This window comes from Streptomyces noursei, from assembly GCF_016917755.1.
GTDB lineage: Bacteria > Actinomycetota > Actinomycetes > Streptomycetales > Streptomycetaceae > Streptomyces > Streptomyces yunnanensis.
In genome coordinates this window covers 8765253-8779263 of the sequence record NZ_CP070326.1, presented here as the reverse complement: position 1 = coordinate 8779263, position 14011 = coordinate 8765253, and the positions used below count along the sequence as shown (strand labels likewise).

17 protein-coding genes are annotated in these 14011 nt (G+C 71.7%); 13 read left to right on the top strand and 4 right to left on the bottom strand.

Annotated elements, in window-relative coordinates:
• Window positions 1–165 precede the first annotated feature (165 nt).
• The gene (locus JNO44_RS38235; protein ID WP_039630175.1) at window positions 166–618 is read right to left on the bottom strand and encodes a MarR family winged helix-turn-helix transcriptional regulator; all 453 of its coding nucleotides are present in this window, start codon (window positions 616–618) and stop codon (window positions 166–168) included.
• Between the two features lie 168 nt (window positions 619–786).
• Here JNO44_RS38235 and JNO44_RS38230 point away from each other — a divergent pair, with 168 nt between their 5' ends.
• From JNO44_RS38230 to JNO44_RS38215, 4 genes are all read left to right on the top strand, one after another.
• The gene (locus JNO44_RS38230; protein WP_205368590.1) at window positions 787–1197 is read left to right on the top strand and encodes an organic hydroperoxide resistance protein; all 411 of its coding nucleotides are present in this window, start codon (window positions 787–789) and stop codon (window positions 1195–1197) included.
• A gap of 136 nt (window positions 1198–1333) precedes the next feature.
• Entirely contained in the window at window positions 1334–2572 is a 1239-nt protein-coding gene (locus tag JNO44_RS38225; RefSeq protein WP_240167856.1) for a PP2C family protein-serine/threonine phosphatase, read from the top strand.
• A 268-nt stretch (window positions 2573–2840) separates the two neighbouring features.
• Entirely contained in the window at window positions 2841–3128 is a 288-nt protein-coding gene (locus tag JNO44_RS38220) for a DUF6400 family protein (protein WP_235095206.1), read from the top strand.
• Window positions 3129–3130: 2 nt separating this feature from the next.
• On the top strand, window positions 3131–3355 hold the full coding sequence (locus JNO44_RS38215; protein ID WP_039630171.1) for a hypothetical protein: 225 nt from the start codon (window positions 3131–3133) through the stop codon (window positions 3353–3355).
• 31 nt (window positions 3356–3386) lie between these two features.
• Here the strand turns inward: JNO44_RS38215 and JNO44_RS38210 are convergent, their stop codons facing one another.
• Together JNO44_RS38210 and JNO44_RS44145 are read right to left on the bottom strand one after the other, a co-directional pair.
• Complete coding sequence (locus tag JNO44_RS38210; protein ID WP_240167855.1) at window positions 3387–4121, bottom strand: S41 family peptidase; 735 nt, start codon at window positions 4119–4121, stop codon at window positions 3387–3389.
• Window positions 4118–4372 carry a hypothetical protein gene (locus JNO44_RS44145; RefSeq protein ID WP_240167854.1) on the bottom strand — a complete coding sequence of 85 codons (255 nt, stop codon included), beginning with the start codon at window positions 4370–4372 and terminating at the stop codon, window positions 4118–4120. The genes JNO44_RS38210 and JNO44_RS44145 overlap by 4 nt, the downstream gene beginning before the upstream one ends.
• Before the next feature lie 224 nt (window positions 4373–4596).
• On the opposite strand from JNO44_RS44145, the gene JNO44_RS38205 reads away from it, so the two are divergent.
• The 3 genes from JNO44_RS38205 (at window position 4597) to JNO44_RS38195 (ending at window position 7475) form a co-directional block, all read left to right on the top strand.
• Entirely contained in the window at window positions 4597–5466 is an 870-nt protein-coding gene (locus JNO44_RS38205; protein ID WP_205368589.1) for an SCO6745 family protein, read from the top strand.
• Window positions 5467–5861: 395 nt separating this feature from the next.
• Window positions 5862–6581, top strand: a complete 720-nt coding sequence (locus JNO44_RS38200; protein WP_235095210.1) for a hypothetical protein — start codon at window positions 5862–5864, stop codon at window positions 6579–6581.
• Window positions 6582–6788: 207 nt separating this feature from the next.
• A complete protein-coding gene (locus JNO44_RS38195; RefSeq protein WP_205368587.1) occupies window positions 6789–7475 on the top strand; it encodes a pyridoxamine 5'-phosphate oxidase family protein in 687 nt (228 codons plus the stop codon).
• 70 nt (window positions 7476–7545) lie between these two features.
• Here JNO44_RS38195 and JNO44_RS38190 read toward each other — a convergent pair whose 3' ends face one another.
• Window positions 7546–8247 carry a TVP38/TMEM64 family protein gene (locus JNO44_RS38190; RefSeq protein WP_205368586.1) on the bottom strand — a complete coding sequence of 234 codons (702 nt, stop codon included), beginning with the start codon at window positions 8245–8247 and terminating at the stop codon, window positions 7546–7548.
• Between the two features lie 256 nt (window positions 8248–8503).
• Here JNO44_RS38190 and JNO44_RS38185 point away from each other — a divergent pair, with 256 nt between their 5' ends.
• From JNO44_RS38185 to JNO44_RS38160, 6 genes are all read left to right on the top strand, one after another.
• Entirely contained in the window at window positions 8504–8731 is a 228-nt protein-coding gene (locus JNO44_RS38185) for a hypothetical protein (RefSeq protein ID WP_205368585.1), read from the top strand.
• Between the two features lie 108 nt (window positions 8732–8839).
• The gene (gene tuf, locus JNO44_RS38180; protein WP_205368584.1) at window positions 8840–10015 is read left to right on the top strand and encodes an elongation factor Tu; all 1176 of its coding nucleotides are present in this window, start codon (window positions 8840–8842) and stop codon (window positions 10013–10015) included.
• 346 nt (window positions 10016–10361) lie between these two features.
• Complete coding sequence (locus JNO44_RS38175; protein WP_205368583.1) at window positions 10362–11204, top strand: patatin-like phospholipase family protein; 843 nt, start codon at window positions 10362–10364, stop codon at window positions 11202–11204.
• A 323-nt stretch (window positions 11205–11527) separates the two neighbouring features.
• Complete coding sequence (locus JNO44_RS38170) at window positions 11528–12355, top strand: spermidine synthase (RefSeq protein ID WP_240168033.1); 828 nt, start codon at window positions 11528–11530, stop codon at window positions 12353–12355.
• 441 nt (window positions 12356–12796) lie between these two features.
• Window positions 12797–12967, top strand: coding sequence for a DUF4442 domain-containing protein (locus tag JNO44_RS38165; RefSeq protein ID WP_403417769.1), 171 nt, complete (start codon window positions 12797–12799; stop codon window positions 12965–12967).
• Between the two features lie 147 nt (window positions 12968–13114).
• Window positions 13115–13567 (top strand): DUF4442 domain-containing protein, encoded by a 453-nt coding sequence (locus tag JNO44_RS38160; protein WP_205368581.1) that lies wholly within the window; start codon window positions 13115–13117, stop codon window positions 13565–13567.
• The last annotated feature ends 444 nt before the right edge of the window (window positions 13568–14011 follow it).

Below are 14011 nucleotides of genomic sequence, written 5' to 3'. Positions count from 1 at the left end.
GGGGTGATGGGGCACACCGGAGTGGGGGAGAGGCCCCCTTACGGGCGCCATGCGCCGCGGGGGCAGCTTGTTGTCTAACGCTCGAACGGGCAGCGGGGTACGGGTCGGACGCCGGCGGCTGCGGGACGCGCCCCCGCGCCGCGCCCGCCGGGCCGCGGCTTGCGCTCAGGCTTCGTCGAGCGCGCCGGTGACCCGCCCCAACAGGCTGCGCAGCGTGCGGAGTTCGTCGACGGTGAGCCCGGTGGCGGCCATCATCCGCCGGGGGACCGGCAGTGCCCGCTCCCGCAGTTCCTCGCCTGCCCCGGTGAGTCGGATGATCACCGAGCGCTCGTCCTCGGGGCTGCGCTCCCGGTGCACCAGCCCCGCCGTCTCCAGCCGCTTCAGTAGCGGCGAGAGTGTGCCGGAATCCAGCCGCAGCCGCTCGCCGATGCTCTTCACCGGCTCCGGCCCGTGCTCCCACAGCACCAGCATGACCAGGTACTGGGGGTAGGTCAGCCCCAGCTCCTTCAGCGCGTCCCGGTAGACGTTGCCGAACGCCCGCGAGGCGGCGTGCAGCGAGAAGCAGACCTGGTGGTCGAGGCGGAGCAGTTCGGCGTCGGAAACCGGGAGCGTGGTCATGGCTCCAGGTTAACGCGCCGCGGTCAATTGAGTTGTGCACAACTAACTTGCGCGCAACTCAATTGCGTGCGAGTGTGGTGTTCGGTCGGATCGCACGGCCGGCCCACCGCGGGCCGCGAGATCGTGCGCCGTCCGCCCTCATCCACCACCCGCTCGAAGGGACCCCTCATGGACGCGCTGTACACGGCCGCCGCCACCGCCAACGGTCGCGAGGGCCGGGCCGTCAGCTCCGACGGTCAGCTCGACCTCGCCCTGGCCATGCCCCCGGCCCTCGGCGGCAACGGCGCCGGCACCAACCCGGAGCAGCTCTTCGCCGCCGGGTACGCCGCCTGCTTCGCCAGTGCGATGGCCAACGTCGGCCGCCAGATGAAGCTCGACACCAAGGACGTCTCGGTCACCGCCGAGGTCTCGATCGGCAAGGACGACACCGGCTTCGGCCTCGCCGTCGTCATGCGGGTCGAGCTCCCGGAGGCCCTGGCGGGCGAGACGGGGCGGCAGCTCGTCGAGGCCACGCACCAGTTCTGCCCCTACTCGAAGGCCACGCGCGGCAACATCGACGTCGAGCTGGTCATCGAGTAGCGGGCCGAGGGCGGGGCGGCGACGCGGAGCGGAGGGCCCGGCACCGGCACCGCGCCGGCGTCGAGGGACGTCACGGGATCATCATCGTGAATCGGGTTATCCGGGCATTTGCCTCATGTGAGTGCGACCATGGTGCATGCCCTTTCGACGGCTGACGCATCTGTACCAGCGACCGGATCCGAGCCACGCCCTGATGCTGATCCCGGTCGGGCTGATCGTCGCGGTCTGCGTGATCGACGTCCTCTCCCCGGCGGACATCCACCTGGGGCCGCTCCTCGTCGCCGCCCCCGCCCTCACCGCCGCCCTGGCCGGCCCCGGCCCGACCGCCCTGATCGGCACGCTGGCGGTCGCTGCCCAGGTGAGTGTCGGCCTCGCCCGCGGCGTGTTGTTCACGGAGAACCTCTACGCGCAGATCGGTGCCCTGATCGTGGTCTCCGCACTGGTCTTCGTCTTCACCGTCGTACGGGAACGCAACGAACGCCGCCTCTCCCGCAGCCGCTCGGTGGCAGCCGTCGCCCAAAAAGTCCTCCTGCGCCCCCTCCCCCCACACAGCGGCGACCTCGAAATCGCCTCCCTCTACCTCCCTGCCGAAGAAGAAGCAGAAATGGGCGGCGACCTCTTCGCCGCCGCCCGCACCACCGCCAGCACCCGCCTGATCATCGGCGACGTCCGCGGCAAAGGACTCCCCGCCTACAGCCACGCCGCCCTCATCCTCGGCGCCTTCCGCGCCGCCGCCCACCGCCAAGCCACCCTCCCCCGCCTCGCCCGCCACCTCGACGGCGCCATCCGCTGGGACACCAGCCAATGGCACACCACCGCAGACAACACCAACCCCAGCACCGGGACCGGGACTGGGGTCGGCGCCGAAGCCGACGCCGGGACCGGGACCGGTGCTGGTGCTGGGGCTGGGGCCGAGGAGACCTTCGCCACCGTCTCCCTCCTCGACATCCCCGACCACCGCCACGAACTGAGCACCATCAGCTGCGGCCACCCACCCCCACTCCTCCTCCGCAACGGCCACGCCCACCCCCTCACCCCCCACCACACCGCCCTCCCCATCGGCCTCGGCACCCTCGCCGGGCCCCCCAACTACCCCATCGAAACCTTCCCCTTCCACCCCGGTGACCTCCTCCTGCTCTACACCGACGGCGTCACCGAAGCCCGCAACCCCCACGGCACCTTCTACCCCCTCACCGAACGCGCCCCCGCCTGGACCCAGCACACCCCCCACCACCTCCTCCAACAACTACGCCAAGACCTCCTCACCCACACCAACGGCCGCCTCACCGACGACGCCGCAGCCGTCGCCATCCGCCGCCTCCCACCCCACCCCCACACCCCCGACCATCCGCATGCGGGGGACGGGGCCACATAGCCGGCCCGGGCCCGAGGGCGACATCGACCGCCGGCCGCCACCGCCGTCCAGCCGGGCGCGACATCCGACGCGCCGGGCATGACATCCATCACGCCCCGCCGCCCGGCCTCCCGCCTCGCCCCCGATATTCCGCGCTTCCGCGGCTTTCCCTCGCCCGCATCCGGAGGGTTCATCCGGCTGACGCTTCCTCAGTCGCGTCCCACTTGCTAAACACGTCCGATCGGGGGGAATCGTCCGAATCGTCCGCGAGTGGTACAGGAAGCGCACCATGACCGACCGCACCGGCTCCTCCGACTCCGGAGCCGACATATCCCGCGTCACCGGCATCTCCGGTGACGGTTCCCTGGGGACCTTCGAGTTCGACTTCGCCGGCCACGAAGCCCGACGACGGGCCGAGATCGTCGCCGCGCTCGGCGACGACTGGGACCCCGTCGCGGTGCTGGCGGGCGAGGCGGAGGCGCAGCGGCTCCTCTACTCCGACCTCGACGCCGACCAGCAGGCCCTCTACGCCCGGCTGGTCGCCGCCGGAGTGCTGCCGGCCGCCGAGCAGGGCTGAGCATGCTGCCGATCGACCCCACCGCCGACATCGGCCGCCGCGCCTGGGTGCCCTGCCCCCGCTGCCAGGACCACCAGGACTGCGGTACCTGCCGCGACGGCCGCACCTGCGCCGACCACTGGCGCTACCTGCTGTCCAACAAGGGCAGCCGGCTGCACCTCCAGTGCCCCACCTGCGCCCACCTCTGGTCCTGGGACTCCGGCTTCGGCGCCGGCGGCCGCCCCTGACGGGGCCGCTCCCGCTGCACCGGCACCTGCCTCACACCTCGCTCCGCCGGGCCTCCTCGTAGGCCACTGCGAGTGCCCGCTCCGCCGGAACGGGGCGGTCGGGGCGGACTCCCACGCCCTCCCAGTTGGTCCCCGTCACCGCGTTCACGGTCCGTGCGGTCGGCACCGCGACGGTGATGTGCGCGGTCACCGGATGCCGGGCGGTGGGATGCGCACCGCCGCGCGTCGTCTCGCCGACCACCACCGCCCGCCCGTGCGCCTGCAGCGTGTACGCCACGTCCTCCCCGCCGGAGAACGTGGTGGCACTGGTCAGCACGTACACCGCCCGGTCGAGGTAGCGGGGCGCGGGCAGGTGCGCCATCGTCCAGTACTGGCGGGTGGAGTCGGTGGCCCGCTCGTAGATGTCGTTGAGGTGCACCTGGTCGTCGGGGAAGAAGTAGCTGCGCCACGTGGCCGCCCCCTCGGGCGAGCCGCCGAGGCAGCCCCGCAGGTCGAGCAGGAGGGCCCGGGTGTGCGCGACCAGTTCTATCGCCGCGCCGATCGCCCGAGCGCCCTCACCGGCGTCGGCGATCCGCCGGAGCTCGATCCGGCCCACGTTCCCGTCGAGCCGCTCCACGGCGCGGATGCCCTGCCCCTCCGCCCGCAACCCGGCGAGGAAGGCCGCCCGGCCCGCGTCGTCGTCCTCCGGTGCCACGGACTGCGGCTCGTCCTGCCACAGCAGTCGGAGGTGCTTGTCCGGGCAGACCTCCTGAAGATGCGCGGTCACCGCCGCGCAGAGCTCCGCGCCGTCCAGTGCGTCATACGCCCCGCGGCCAGCCGGCCCCGTATCGACGCCGCGATCTCCGCCGTCCGCTCCGGGAACACATACCCGGCCACGATCCGGTCGAGCGCGTTCTCGACGATCCGCGCCGTCTCCCGGTCGTCCGCCACCCCGCGCGCCCGCATCCGCAGCCGCTCCTCCTCCGCCCCCGTCCCCGTCCACGTCGCCCGCACGTCCGCCTCCGCATCGTGCCGCATGCCCATGAGTCCCTCCCGCTCCCGCGCGGCCCCGTCATGGACCGTCGCGGTCGGTGATCCTAGGGCGTGTCCGCAAAGTCCCGCCGCTCTCCTGCGCCGCCGCCCGGACGGCGATAGCGTGCGGATCACGGAGCCCCCGGGAACCGCCCCGCGCAGGCCACCGGGACCGCCCCACCGCCCCACCGCCCCTCGCACTTCCAGCAGCCGACCGAGGAGTACACAGCATGGAGTCGACCACGGCACAGCAGGCACGATCGCTCTGGCTGATGACCGAACCCCTGCACGCGGTCTGCTACTTCGACGACGACTGCCGGGCCCTGGGCAAGTCCCTCGGTCTCAAGGGCTTCTGGATGGGCTACTTCGCCTCCCGCACCGCGCCCCTGGGCGCTGTCGAACCCGCGGCCGCCACCGCCGTCCTCGGCGTCTTCGCCCCGGGTATGGTGGCCCGCGCGCTGCCCGCCGCGTGGCACATCGTCAGCCCCGCCCACGTTCTCGACGAACGCGGCATCCGCGCCGCCCACGCCCTGCGCAGGATCGCCCCGGACCTGGACCGGACCGCCACCGCACTGCTGCCCCGCCTCCAGGAACTCGTCGACGCCGCCCCCGACACCGCACGCCCCCTCTTCGCCGCCAACCGCGCACTGTGCGACCACGCCGACCCCGTGGAACGCCTGTGGCAACTCACCACCGCGCTGCGGGAGTTCCGCGGCGAGGCCCATCTGGCGGTGCTCGCCGAACGGGAACTGGACGGCTGCGAGGCGCTGGTCCTCACCGCCGCCTCCGGCCGGGTGCCCGAGGGCACCATGCGCGAGGACCGCGGCTGGACCGAGGAGGAGTGGGCCGCCGCCGCGGACCGACTGCGCTCCCGCGACCTCCTCGACGCCCACGGCGCGTCGACCGCGTCGGGGCTGCGCGAACGCACCCACATCGAGGAGGAGACCGACCGCCTGGCCGCCCGGCTGCTCCGCCCCCACTCCCCATCGGAAGTCGACGAACTGCTGGAGCTGCTGCACCCCGTCGTCCGCCGCATCCTCGCCGCGGACGTGCTGCCCTTCCCCAACCCCATCGGCCTGCCCCACCCCGACACGCCGTAACGCCGTTCGACACCGCGCCCCCGAAGCATCCCGTACCACCTTCCGCTCGTCGGAACGACCGGTACGAGCCGCCGACCCCCGGCACGTCCGGCTGATTCAGAAGGTAACGCGCCGCACTGACAATCGAGTTCTCGCCGATGAGGGCGGCCCCTGGACGACGACGTGATTGTCAGCCGCGCTACGAGGTGATTGTCATCTGGTGGTCCGATGGGTGCTTTGGGGTGCTTTGCAGCGACAGATCGGATCACCTCCGACGGAAGCGGCGTTGTCTGAGTATGGATCCGAGAGATTTGTGGGACCGTAACGCCGTACTGGCAGAAGCGTTTTGTCGTGGTGACGAACGTGTCCGGGAAGCGCAGGCCAGACTTGACGAGGCGCAGGCCGACCGCTCCCGCGTGCTGGCGGCGTTCGCGGTGACGGTGGGCAGTACGGGCGCGGTGGCCGGGCTGTTCGGGCTCAACGAACGGGAAGTGCGGATCGCCCGGCGCACAGTGGGCAAGGACGACGCGCGCGCCGTCGCCGAGGAACTCCTGTCCACCACTGCCCGCGTGCCGCCCAGGGAAAAGGAACCGGAAGAACCAGCTCCGGTGATCGACCACAATTCCGATCCGCTCACCGCGACCGGCAGTCGCCCGGCCGCTACGGTGCCCCCTGCCGTCCCGCCGGAACAGAACTGGTCGCCCGCCATGGACGCGGTCCTGATCGGCAGTTGGCAGACCGGCGTGGACCTGAGGGAACTGGCCGTCGAATTCGGTCTCGACCTCTCGCGCCTGATCGCCCGCGCCCAGCAACTGTCCGCCCAAGGGCGCTTCTACCCGGGCCCCACCGAGACCTACGCGGGCCGGCACCGCCGCGGCCCCGGCGACGCCCAAGAGGCCGAATACACCATCCCCGCCCAGCAGTCGGCGACCTGGAACGGCGCGCCGGCCGCCCATCACATGACCTCCGCCTGGCACACGGGCGCGATGTCCGCCACCGACTCCGTTGCCGACGTCACCGCCCTCAGCTCCGACTGGGACAGCGCCCTCGCCCCCTGGGGCAGCATCGCCCCGGCCCACGAGGAGCCCGCCGCGGCGGCCCACCAACCCTGGGCCCAATATCACCTCAGCTCCTGACCACCGAGTCTGTACGAATTCGGTTGCTGTCCAGCTCCTTGGCAACGAATTCCGTGAAATACCTGGCATGAATATTATGAAGTCGTTAATCTGACGGGCAGACCCGCTGGGCTGCCCACTCGCGTACACAGCCCGCCTCCCGGCCCGTGGCACGGCAGTGCCCGTACCCCGGCAGCCCACAGCAGACAGGTAGACAGGCAGACCGCCATGACCACGTCCATACCCGCCACGGACCGCACACTGAACGAAACCGACCGCACCCGACACCGCCGGCTCCGCGAACAAGGCAGCCTCGACCGCGCCGAACTCGACGCCATCCTGGCGGCCGGCTTCGTCTGCCACCTCGGAGTGACCGTCGACGGCACCGTCCGCGTGATACCCACCGTCTACGGAACGGACGGCACCACCCTCTACTTCCACGGCTCGGTCGCCAGCCGCAGCCTCGTCTCCTCTCCGGGCGCGGACGTCTGCGTGACCGTCACCCACGTCGACGGCCTGGTGCTGGCCCGCTCGGTCTTCGAGCACGGCGTCAACTACCGCAGCGCGATGATCTACGGAGCACCCCGCCCCGTCACCGACGACGAGGAAAAGCTCGCGGGACTGCGCTGCCTCACCGAGCAGTCCGCACCCGGCCAATGGGAGTACGCCCGTCGGCCCAACCGCAAGGAACTGGCCGCCACCGCCCTGCTCGCCCTGTCCCTCGACGAGGCATCGGTGAAGATCAGGACCGGCGCCCCGGAGGACGGCGACGGCCCGGACGCCGAACTGGGCCTGTGGGCCGGCGTCCTCCCGCTCCGCACCACATGGGGTACCCCCGAACCGGACCCCGCACTCGGCACCGAGACACCGCTCCCGCCCCACATCGCCGCCCGCGCCGGAACACCCGCGTCCTGAGGGCCGCAGGGCACGAACTCCCGAGTGAACGGGCCATGAGGAAGCGGTCCCGCGTGAACGGGCCGTGCGATCAGCCCCCGCGCAACGCCTTCCGCTTGTACCAGGCGATGGCCACCGCCACCAGGCCACTGACCGCGATGAAGCCCATGGACAGCAGGAACGCCGGCGAGGTGGGCGCCGACGCCCGGGCCCCCGCGACCGCATAGGCCGCCGTATTCGGGACGCTCCCCAGGGCCGTGGCCACCAGAAACGGGAACCACCGCATCCTGGAGACCGCCGCGCAGTAGTTCGTCGCCGCGAACGGCAGCCCCGGGAGCAGCCGGATCAACAGCATCGAGCGGAACCCGTGCTCGCTCAACTGCCGGTCGGCGGCGGTCAGCCAGCGGGCGCGCAGCAGCGGCCGCAACGCCTGCTGCCCGAGCAGCCGACCGAGCCCGAACGCCAGCCCGGCGCCCAGCACCGTGCCGGCGAGCGCCGTGACCAGCCCCGACTGACTGCCGAACAGCGCGCCCGCGGCGAGGTTCAGGACCGGCCGCGGCACGAAGGCGGTGGTGCACACGCCGTACGCCACCGCGAACATCACCAGCGCCGTCGGCCCCGACCACTGCGCGGACCAGCCACCGGACAGCAACTGTTGCGGGCGCCACAGCAGCATCGCCGACGCGGCGCAGGCCAGCAGGACCAACAGCAGGGCAAGCCGCGACCAGGGCGAGAACAACACACGCGTGCAGCGCGCGGCGAGGCCGTCGGGCGTGGCGGCGGGGACGGGCATCCCGGGAGCGTAACCGACGCCTCCGGCGCGCCGGAGGAATCCGGGCCGCACGGCCACGAATCGGGACAGCCGGCAGCTCCGGGTCCGCCGCGCGCCGGCGCCCTGCACCGCGCACCGGGTGACCGCGCAGCGCCCGCGAGACGTCGTCCCGATGCCGTCCCGATGCCGTTCCACTGTTGCCGCGGTGCTGTCCGACTGCCGTCCCGCGGCCGTAAATCATTCGACGCCGGAGTGGCGCCCCGGCACCATATGACGCATGTTCCGGCACGCCTTTCTTCCGATGCCGTCCGCGGTCGCACCGACCGCCGCGGACGCGCCGAAGGCTGCCGCCGCATTCCTCGCCGCAGCCCCGGCGATCGACGGTGCCGTCCCCGCCGCATGCCTGGCCGACACCGCAGCGCTCGCCGTCGCAGCCACCACCACCGCTCCCGCCGCCGCGGCAGCCCTCCAGGCCGCCGTTGCCGCAGACGGCGCGCGAAGCTGACCCTCTCCGGATCGTCCGGCGGACCCCGCAGGGGGAGGGTCGGAGCGGACCAGGGGTCCCCACGGCGCCACGTCGCCGTCGTCACCGCATTTCGCGAGGAAGAACACCATGCCCAAGACGGCATACGTCCGGACCAAGCCGCATCTGAACATCGGCACCATGGGCCACGTCGACCACGGCAAGACCACGCTCACCGCCGCCATCACCAAGGTCCTCAGCGACCGGGGCACCGGCACGTTCGTACCGTTCGACCGCATCGACCGAGCCCCGGAGGAGGCCGCCCGCGGCATCACCATCCAGATCTCGCACGTCGAGTACGAGACCGACACCCGGCACTACGCCCACGTCGACATGCCCGGCCACGCAGACTTCATCAAGAACATGGTCACCGGCGCGGCCCAGCTCGACGGCGCGATCCTGGTCGTCTCCGCGCTCGACGGGATCATGCCGCAGACCGCCGAGCACGTCCTGCTCGCCAAACAGGTCGGGGTACGGCACGTCGTCGTCGCGCTCAACAAGGCCGACGCGGGCGACCCCGAGCTCACCGACCTCGTCGAGCTGGAGGTGCGGGAACTGCTCACCGCGCACGGCTACGACGGGGAGCACCTGCCCGTCGTCCGGGTCTCCGGCCTGCGCGCGCTGGAGGGCGACCCGCGCTGGACCGACGCGATCTCCGCCCTGCTGGACGCCGTGGACACCTACGTCCCGGTGCCCGAGCGGTATGTGGACGCGCCGTTCCTGCTGTCCGTGGAGAACGTGCTCACCATCACCGGACGCGGCACCGTCGTCACCGGGGCCGTCGAACGCGGCACGGTGCGCTGCGGCGACCAGGTGGCCGTACTGGGCGGGGAGACGCTGCACACGGTCGTCACCGGGGTGGAGACCTTCGGCAAGCCCATGGAGTCCGCCCAGGCGGGCGACAACGTCGCGCTGCTGCTGCGCGGCCTGCCCCGCGACCAGGTGCGCCGCGGCGACGTGGTCGCGAGGCCCGGCAGCGTCACCCCGCGACACCGTTTCACCGCCGAGATGTACGTCCTCTCGTCCGAGGAAGGCGGCCGCCGCACGCCGCTGTCCACCGGATACCGACCGCAGTTCTACATCCGCACCGCGGACGTGGTCGGCGCCGTCGACCTCGGCGAGCGGGCCGTCGCCCGCCCCGGCGAGACCGTGACCGTGACGGTCGAACTCGGCCGCGCGGTACCGCTGGAGCCGGGCCTCGGCTTCGCCATCCGCGAGGGCGGCCGAACCGTCGGCGCGGGCACGATCCGCACCGTGGAGGGCTGACCGCGTAGGGGACCAGAGGGGGGGAGGACGGGGCCGGCCGCCAGCTTGGACCCACCCGGGCCCACCCGGCGCCCGCCAGGGGCCCGTCCGGCCATGCCCGGCCGGACGGGCCCCGACTCCGTCGGTCCCGCCGTCCCTCCCGGCCGCCGTTCCGGTTCGCTTCCCCGTGCCACTGTTCACCTCCGCGCCTCGCCTTTACGATTCCGCCGGGCCCCGTCCCCTACGACGACCACCACAACCACGACCATGACCGCAACCGCAACCGCAACCACGACTGCTAACTGCTGCTGCGAACTTCGGCCATCCACGACGGCGAGGAACCAGGGCACGAGAGGAAGGTCATCGCATGCCGAGAACGGCGTTGGTCCTCGGGGGTGGGGGACTCACCGGCATCGGCTGGGAGGTCGGCATGCTGGTCGGGCTCGCGGAGGCGGGTGTTGACCTCGGCGGGGCCGATGTCGTGATCGGCACCTCCGCCGGATCGATCGTCGGCGCGCAACTGACCTCCCGTCTGCACCCGTTGGAGGAGCTGTACGCGCACCAACTGGCCGCGCCGGACGGACGGCCGGTCGACCGCATGGGCCCGGCGATGTTCGCCCGGTTCGCCACCATCGCGCTGCGTTCCCGGAACGCGGTGTCCTTCGGCGCCCGGATGGGCCGGCTCGCGCTGACCGCACACACCGTCACCGAGGCGGCGCACCGCAGGGGGATCGCCCGGACCCTGGGCGTGCACGACTGGCCCGCGCGACGGCTCATGGTCACCGCGGTGGATGCGGTGACGGGGGAGCGCACCGCGTTCGACGCCACCAGCGGAGTCCCGCTCCTCGACGCGGTGAGCGCCAGCTGCGCCGTACCGGGCGTCTACCCGCCGGTGACCATCGACGGGAAGCGGTGGGTGGACGGCGGAGTGCACTCCAGCGCCAATGTGGACCTGGCCGCGGGCTACGACCGAGTCGTGGCAATCGCCCCCGTCGCCGTCAGCGGTGGCCCGATCGTCGCGCCTCGGACGCAGGGCGCACGACTGACGGGCGAGGGCGCGCGGGTCTGCGTGATCACTCCGGACCGCGCCGCCAGGTCGGCGTTCGGCCGCAACGTCCTGGACCCCGCCAAACGCGCCGACGCCGCCCGAGCCGGCCGCCGACAGTCAGCCACCCACGCCCCGGAAGTCCGCGCCCTCTGGACCACTTGATCATCCAGTCGCCCATCCGACCTCACCTCCCGATCACCCCTCACCACCCGATCACCCGGCGCCCCACCTCAAGGGGCACCGCAAGCCTCAAGAGGCCCCTCTAGCCTCAAGAGGCCCCTCTAGCCTCAAGAGGCTCTGCCGCCTCACTCCAGTCGCCCCCACCTCACCCCACCCCACTCCAGTCACCCCGCCCCGCCCGTCACAATGGCAGCGTGCACAACGAATCACCGGCGAACGGCTCACCGCGGACCGACGAACCCCCGACGGCCGACCAGGGTGATCGACGCGAATCGGCCGCCCCGCCCGCTGAGGACCCGGTCCCCGTGACCCGCGCCGTCGACCACGGCACGGCCAAACTCCTCCCGGACATCGATCGCCCCCGCGCATGGCTGCTCACCGTGGACGGGGCCCCGCAGTCGTACGTCGACCTCGACGACCCCAGCCACCTGGAGTTCGAGTACGTCCGCAGGCTCGCGCACGTCCTGGACGAGTCCGCGCCGGCGGGGCAGCCACTGGACGTGCTGCACCTGGGCGGCGGCGCGCTGACCCTGCCTCGCTACCTTGCCGCGACCCGCCCGCACTCGCGGCAGGACGTGATCGACGCCGACCGCGGCCTGGTCGCCCTCGTCACGGAATACCTGCCGCTGCCGGACGACTCCGGGATCACGGTGCACGCGCGGGACGCCCGAGCGGCCTTGGCGGACGCGCCGGAGGCCGGCGTCGACGTGATCGTGGCGGATGTCTTCAGCGGCTCACGGGTGCCCGCGCAGCTGACCTCCATCGAGTACGCGCGCGCCGCCGCCCGCGCACTGCGCCCCGACGGCTGCTACGCCGCGAACCTCGCGGATAGCGCCCCCTTCGACTTTCTGCGTCGCCAACTCGCCAACTTCGCCGCGGTCTTCGCCCACCTCGCCGTGATCGCGGAACCGTCGGTGCTGCGCGGCCGCCGCTTCGGCAACGCCGTGCTGCTCGCCTCGCACGCGGAGCTCCCGATAGCCGACCTGGCGCGTCGTACCGCCGCCGACGTCTTCCCCGCACGTGTCGAACACGGCCCAGCCCTGCAACGCCTGATCGCCGACGCGCGTCCCGTGCCAGACACCGAGGCGCGCCCGTCCCCCGTACCGCCTGACGGCACCTTCAGCGTCGGCTAGTCGCCCAGTCCCTAGAGCCGCCCAGCCCCTCGACCTGCTCTCGGACCTTCAGCTCTCCGCGTCCGAGGCGCCCGAGCCGGAGGGGGAAGGGGGCAGTGAAGAGTGAAGGGGGCAGTGGTGAGGCGCTCGGGTGTGGGGCCTTCTGCCTGGTGCCTCCTTTCTTCTTTATCGGCAACGCTTACGCAGCGTGATTGATTCCCTTCGTTGTGTTGCCTTCGAAATTGAGGTTGGGGGCTGTTGTGGGGGTGCGGCCGGGTGGGCGTTGGTCCGCCGGGTGCCGGGTGCCGGGTGCCGGGTGGCGCGGCGGGGTTGGGTTCTGGGTGTGCGGTGGGGGAGGGAATGCCCCGGTTTTTGGCGGGGGTTGGGGTGTGTGGCGCGGGGCGGTGGCGGGGTGGGGGATGACCTCTTCACAGCTAAGCTACCGCTAGGTAACATGGCGCCATGTCCTCAGAGTCCTTGCCGTCGATCGGCGACATGATGGCGGCATCCGTGCCGATGGTCCGCACCCTGAACCTGGAGTTCACCGAGACCACCACCGAGCGTGCCGTGGTCCGCATGGCCGACCAGCCCGACTTCCACAACCACGTCGGCGGCCCGCACGCCGGGGCGTAATGCCCCATAGGTATACGTCGGGGTTCCGTGCGGAGTTGCTGATTCCAGCGGTGAGGCGACTCCGTGACCCGAGGGGTTTCTATCGGGCGGGCGGTGTGCCGGGAGCGGGGATGGCGGGCGATTCTACTGATGGGTAACATCAAGTCCATGACAGTTGAGAAGACGCCGATCGGCGAGATGCTCGCTACCACGGTGCCGATGGTGCGCACCCTGAACCTGGAGTTCCTGGAAGTCACTCCGGAGCGTGCCGTGCTCCGGCTCCCTGACCAGCCGGAATACCACAATCACATCGCTGGCCCACATGCGGGTGCCATGTTTACGCTGGCTGAGTCGGCCAGCGGTGCCATCGTCCTCTCCGCGTTCGGAGACCAGCTCTCGCGGGCCGTCCCGCTGGCGGTGCGGGCCGAGATCGGCTACAAGAAGCTAGCCAAGGGAGCGGTGACGGCCACGGCCACGCTGGGGCGCCCGATTGCCGAGGTCATCGCGGAACTCGACGCGGGGCAGCGTCCAGAGTTCCCGGTGAGCATCGCCATCCAGCGCGAGGACGAGGCGGTCACGGGTGAGATGACCGTGGTGTGGACTCTCCGTCCCAACAGCTGAGTCGAGGGACCGGAAGCACGAGGACTTCGGGGCCTTCCTGCTTCTGGTCGGAAACGGTGTGGGGGTGTCCGAGCGCCGGATGCCCCTACGTCGGGGTTGTGGGCGACGTTGCCGATCCGCGTGATTGGCGCAGCCATGGGGGAGGTCGGGGGGCGAGTCCCTGAGGTGAGTTGGATCAACACCCCACGGATCACGCCGCTCATCGCCGAACACCCGAGGGAGCCTCTCCGCACAGCCCGCCCTCGCGCCCAAGGCATGTGAAATCCGCATGGGGCTCACCTTCCTCTGCAACGGTGAGGAGTACCCCTGCCATCTGATGCTGCTCACCTCGGCCACAACCTCCCGAGGCCGCGCCCACCACTGGTCTGGTCCGCGACCGCTGTGCGCCTCTCCAGCCCGGGGTACCAGCCGGGACATCGCGGCCCTGGCCGTCGGTCTGCTGTC

Excerpts from the sequence above, each read along its gene's own strand:
- JNO44_RS38195 (WP_205368587.1), top strand. The coding sequence starts at position 6,789 with ATGACCACGTCCATACCCGCCACGGACCGCACACTGAACGAAACCGAC.
- JNO44_RS38215 (WP_039630171.1), top strand. The coding sequence starts at position 3,131 with ATGCTGCCGATCGACCCCACCGCCGACATCGGCCGCCGCGCCTGGGTG.
- JNO44_RS38225 (WP_240167856.1), top strand. The coding sequence starts at position 1,334 with ATGCCCTTTCGACGGCTGACGCATCTGTACCAGCGACCGGATCCGAGC.
- JNO44_RS38230 (WP_205368590.1), top strand. The coding sequence starts at position 787 with ATGGACGCGCTGTACACGGCCGCCGCCACCGCCAACGGTCGCGAGGGC.
- JNO44_RS38185 (WP_205368585.1), top strand. The coding sequence starts at position 8,504 with ATGTTCCGGCACGCCTTTCTTCCGATGCCGTCCGCGGTCGCACCGACC.
- JNO44_RS38220 (WP_235095206.1), top strand. The coding sequence starts at position 2,841 with ATGACCGACCGCACCGGCTCCTCCGACTCCGGAGCCGACATATCCCGC.
- JNO44_RS38205 (WP_205368589.1), top strand. The coding sequence starts at position 4,597 with ATGGAGTCGACCACGGCACAGCAGGCACGATCGCTCTGGCTGATGACC.
- JNO44_RS38175 (WP_205368583.1), top strand. The coding sequence starts at position 10,362 with ATGCCGAGAACGGCGTTGGTCCTCGGGGGTGGGGGACTCACCGGCATC.
- JNO44_RS38235 (WP_039630175.1), bottom strand. The coding sequence starts at position 618 with ATGACCACGCTCCCGGTTTCCGACGCCGAACTGCTCCGCCTCGACCAC.
- JNO44_RS38160 (WP_205368581.1), top strand. The coding sequence starts at position 13,115 with ATGACAGTTGAGAAGACGCCGATCGGCGAGATGCTCGCTACCACGGTG.
- JNO44_RS38165 (WP_403417769.1), top strand. The coding sequence starts at position 12,797 with ATGTCCTCAGAGTCCTTGCCGTCGATCGGCGACATGATGGCGGCATCC.
- tuf (WP_205368584.1), top strand. The coding sequence starts at position 8,840 with ATGCCCAAGACGGCATACGTCCGGACCAAGCCGCATCTGAACATCGGC.
- JNO44_RS44145 (WP_240167854.1), bottom strand. The coding sequence starts at position 4,372 with ATGCGGCACGATGCGGAGGCGGACGTGCGGGCGACGTGGACGGGGACG.
- JNO44_RS38190 (WP_205368586.1), bottom strand. The coding sequence starts at position 8,247 with ATGCCCGTCCCCGCCGCCACGCCCGACGGCCTCGCCGCGCGCTGCACG.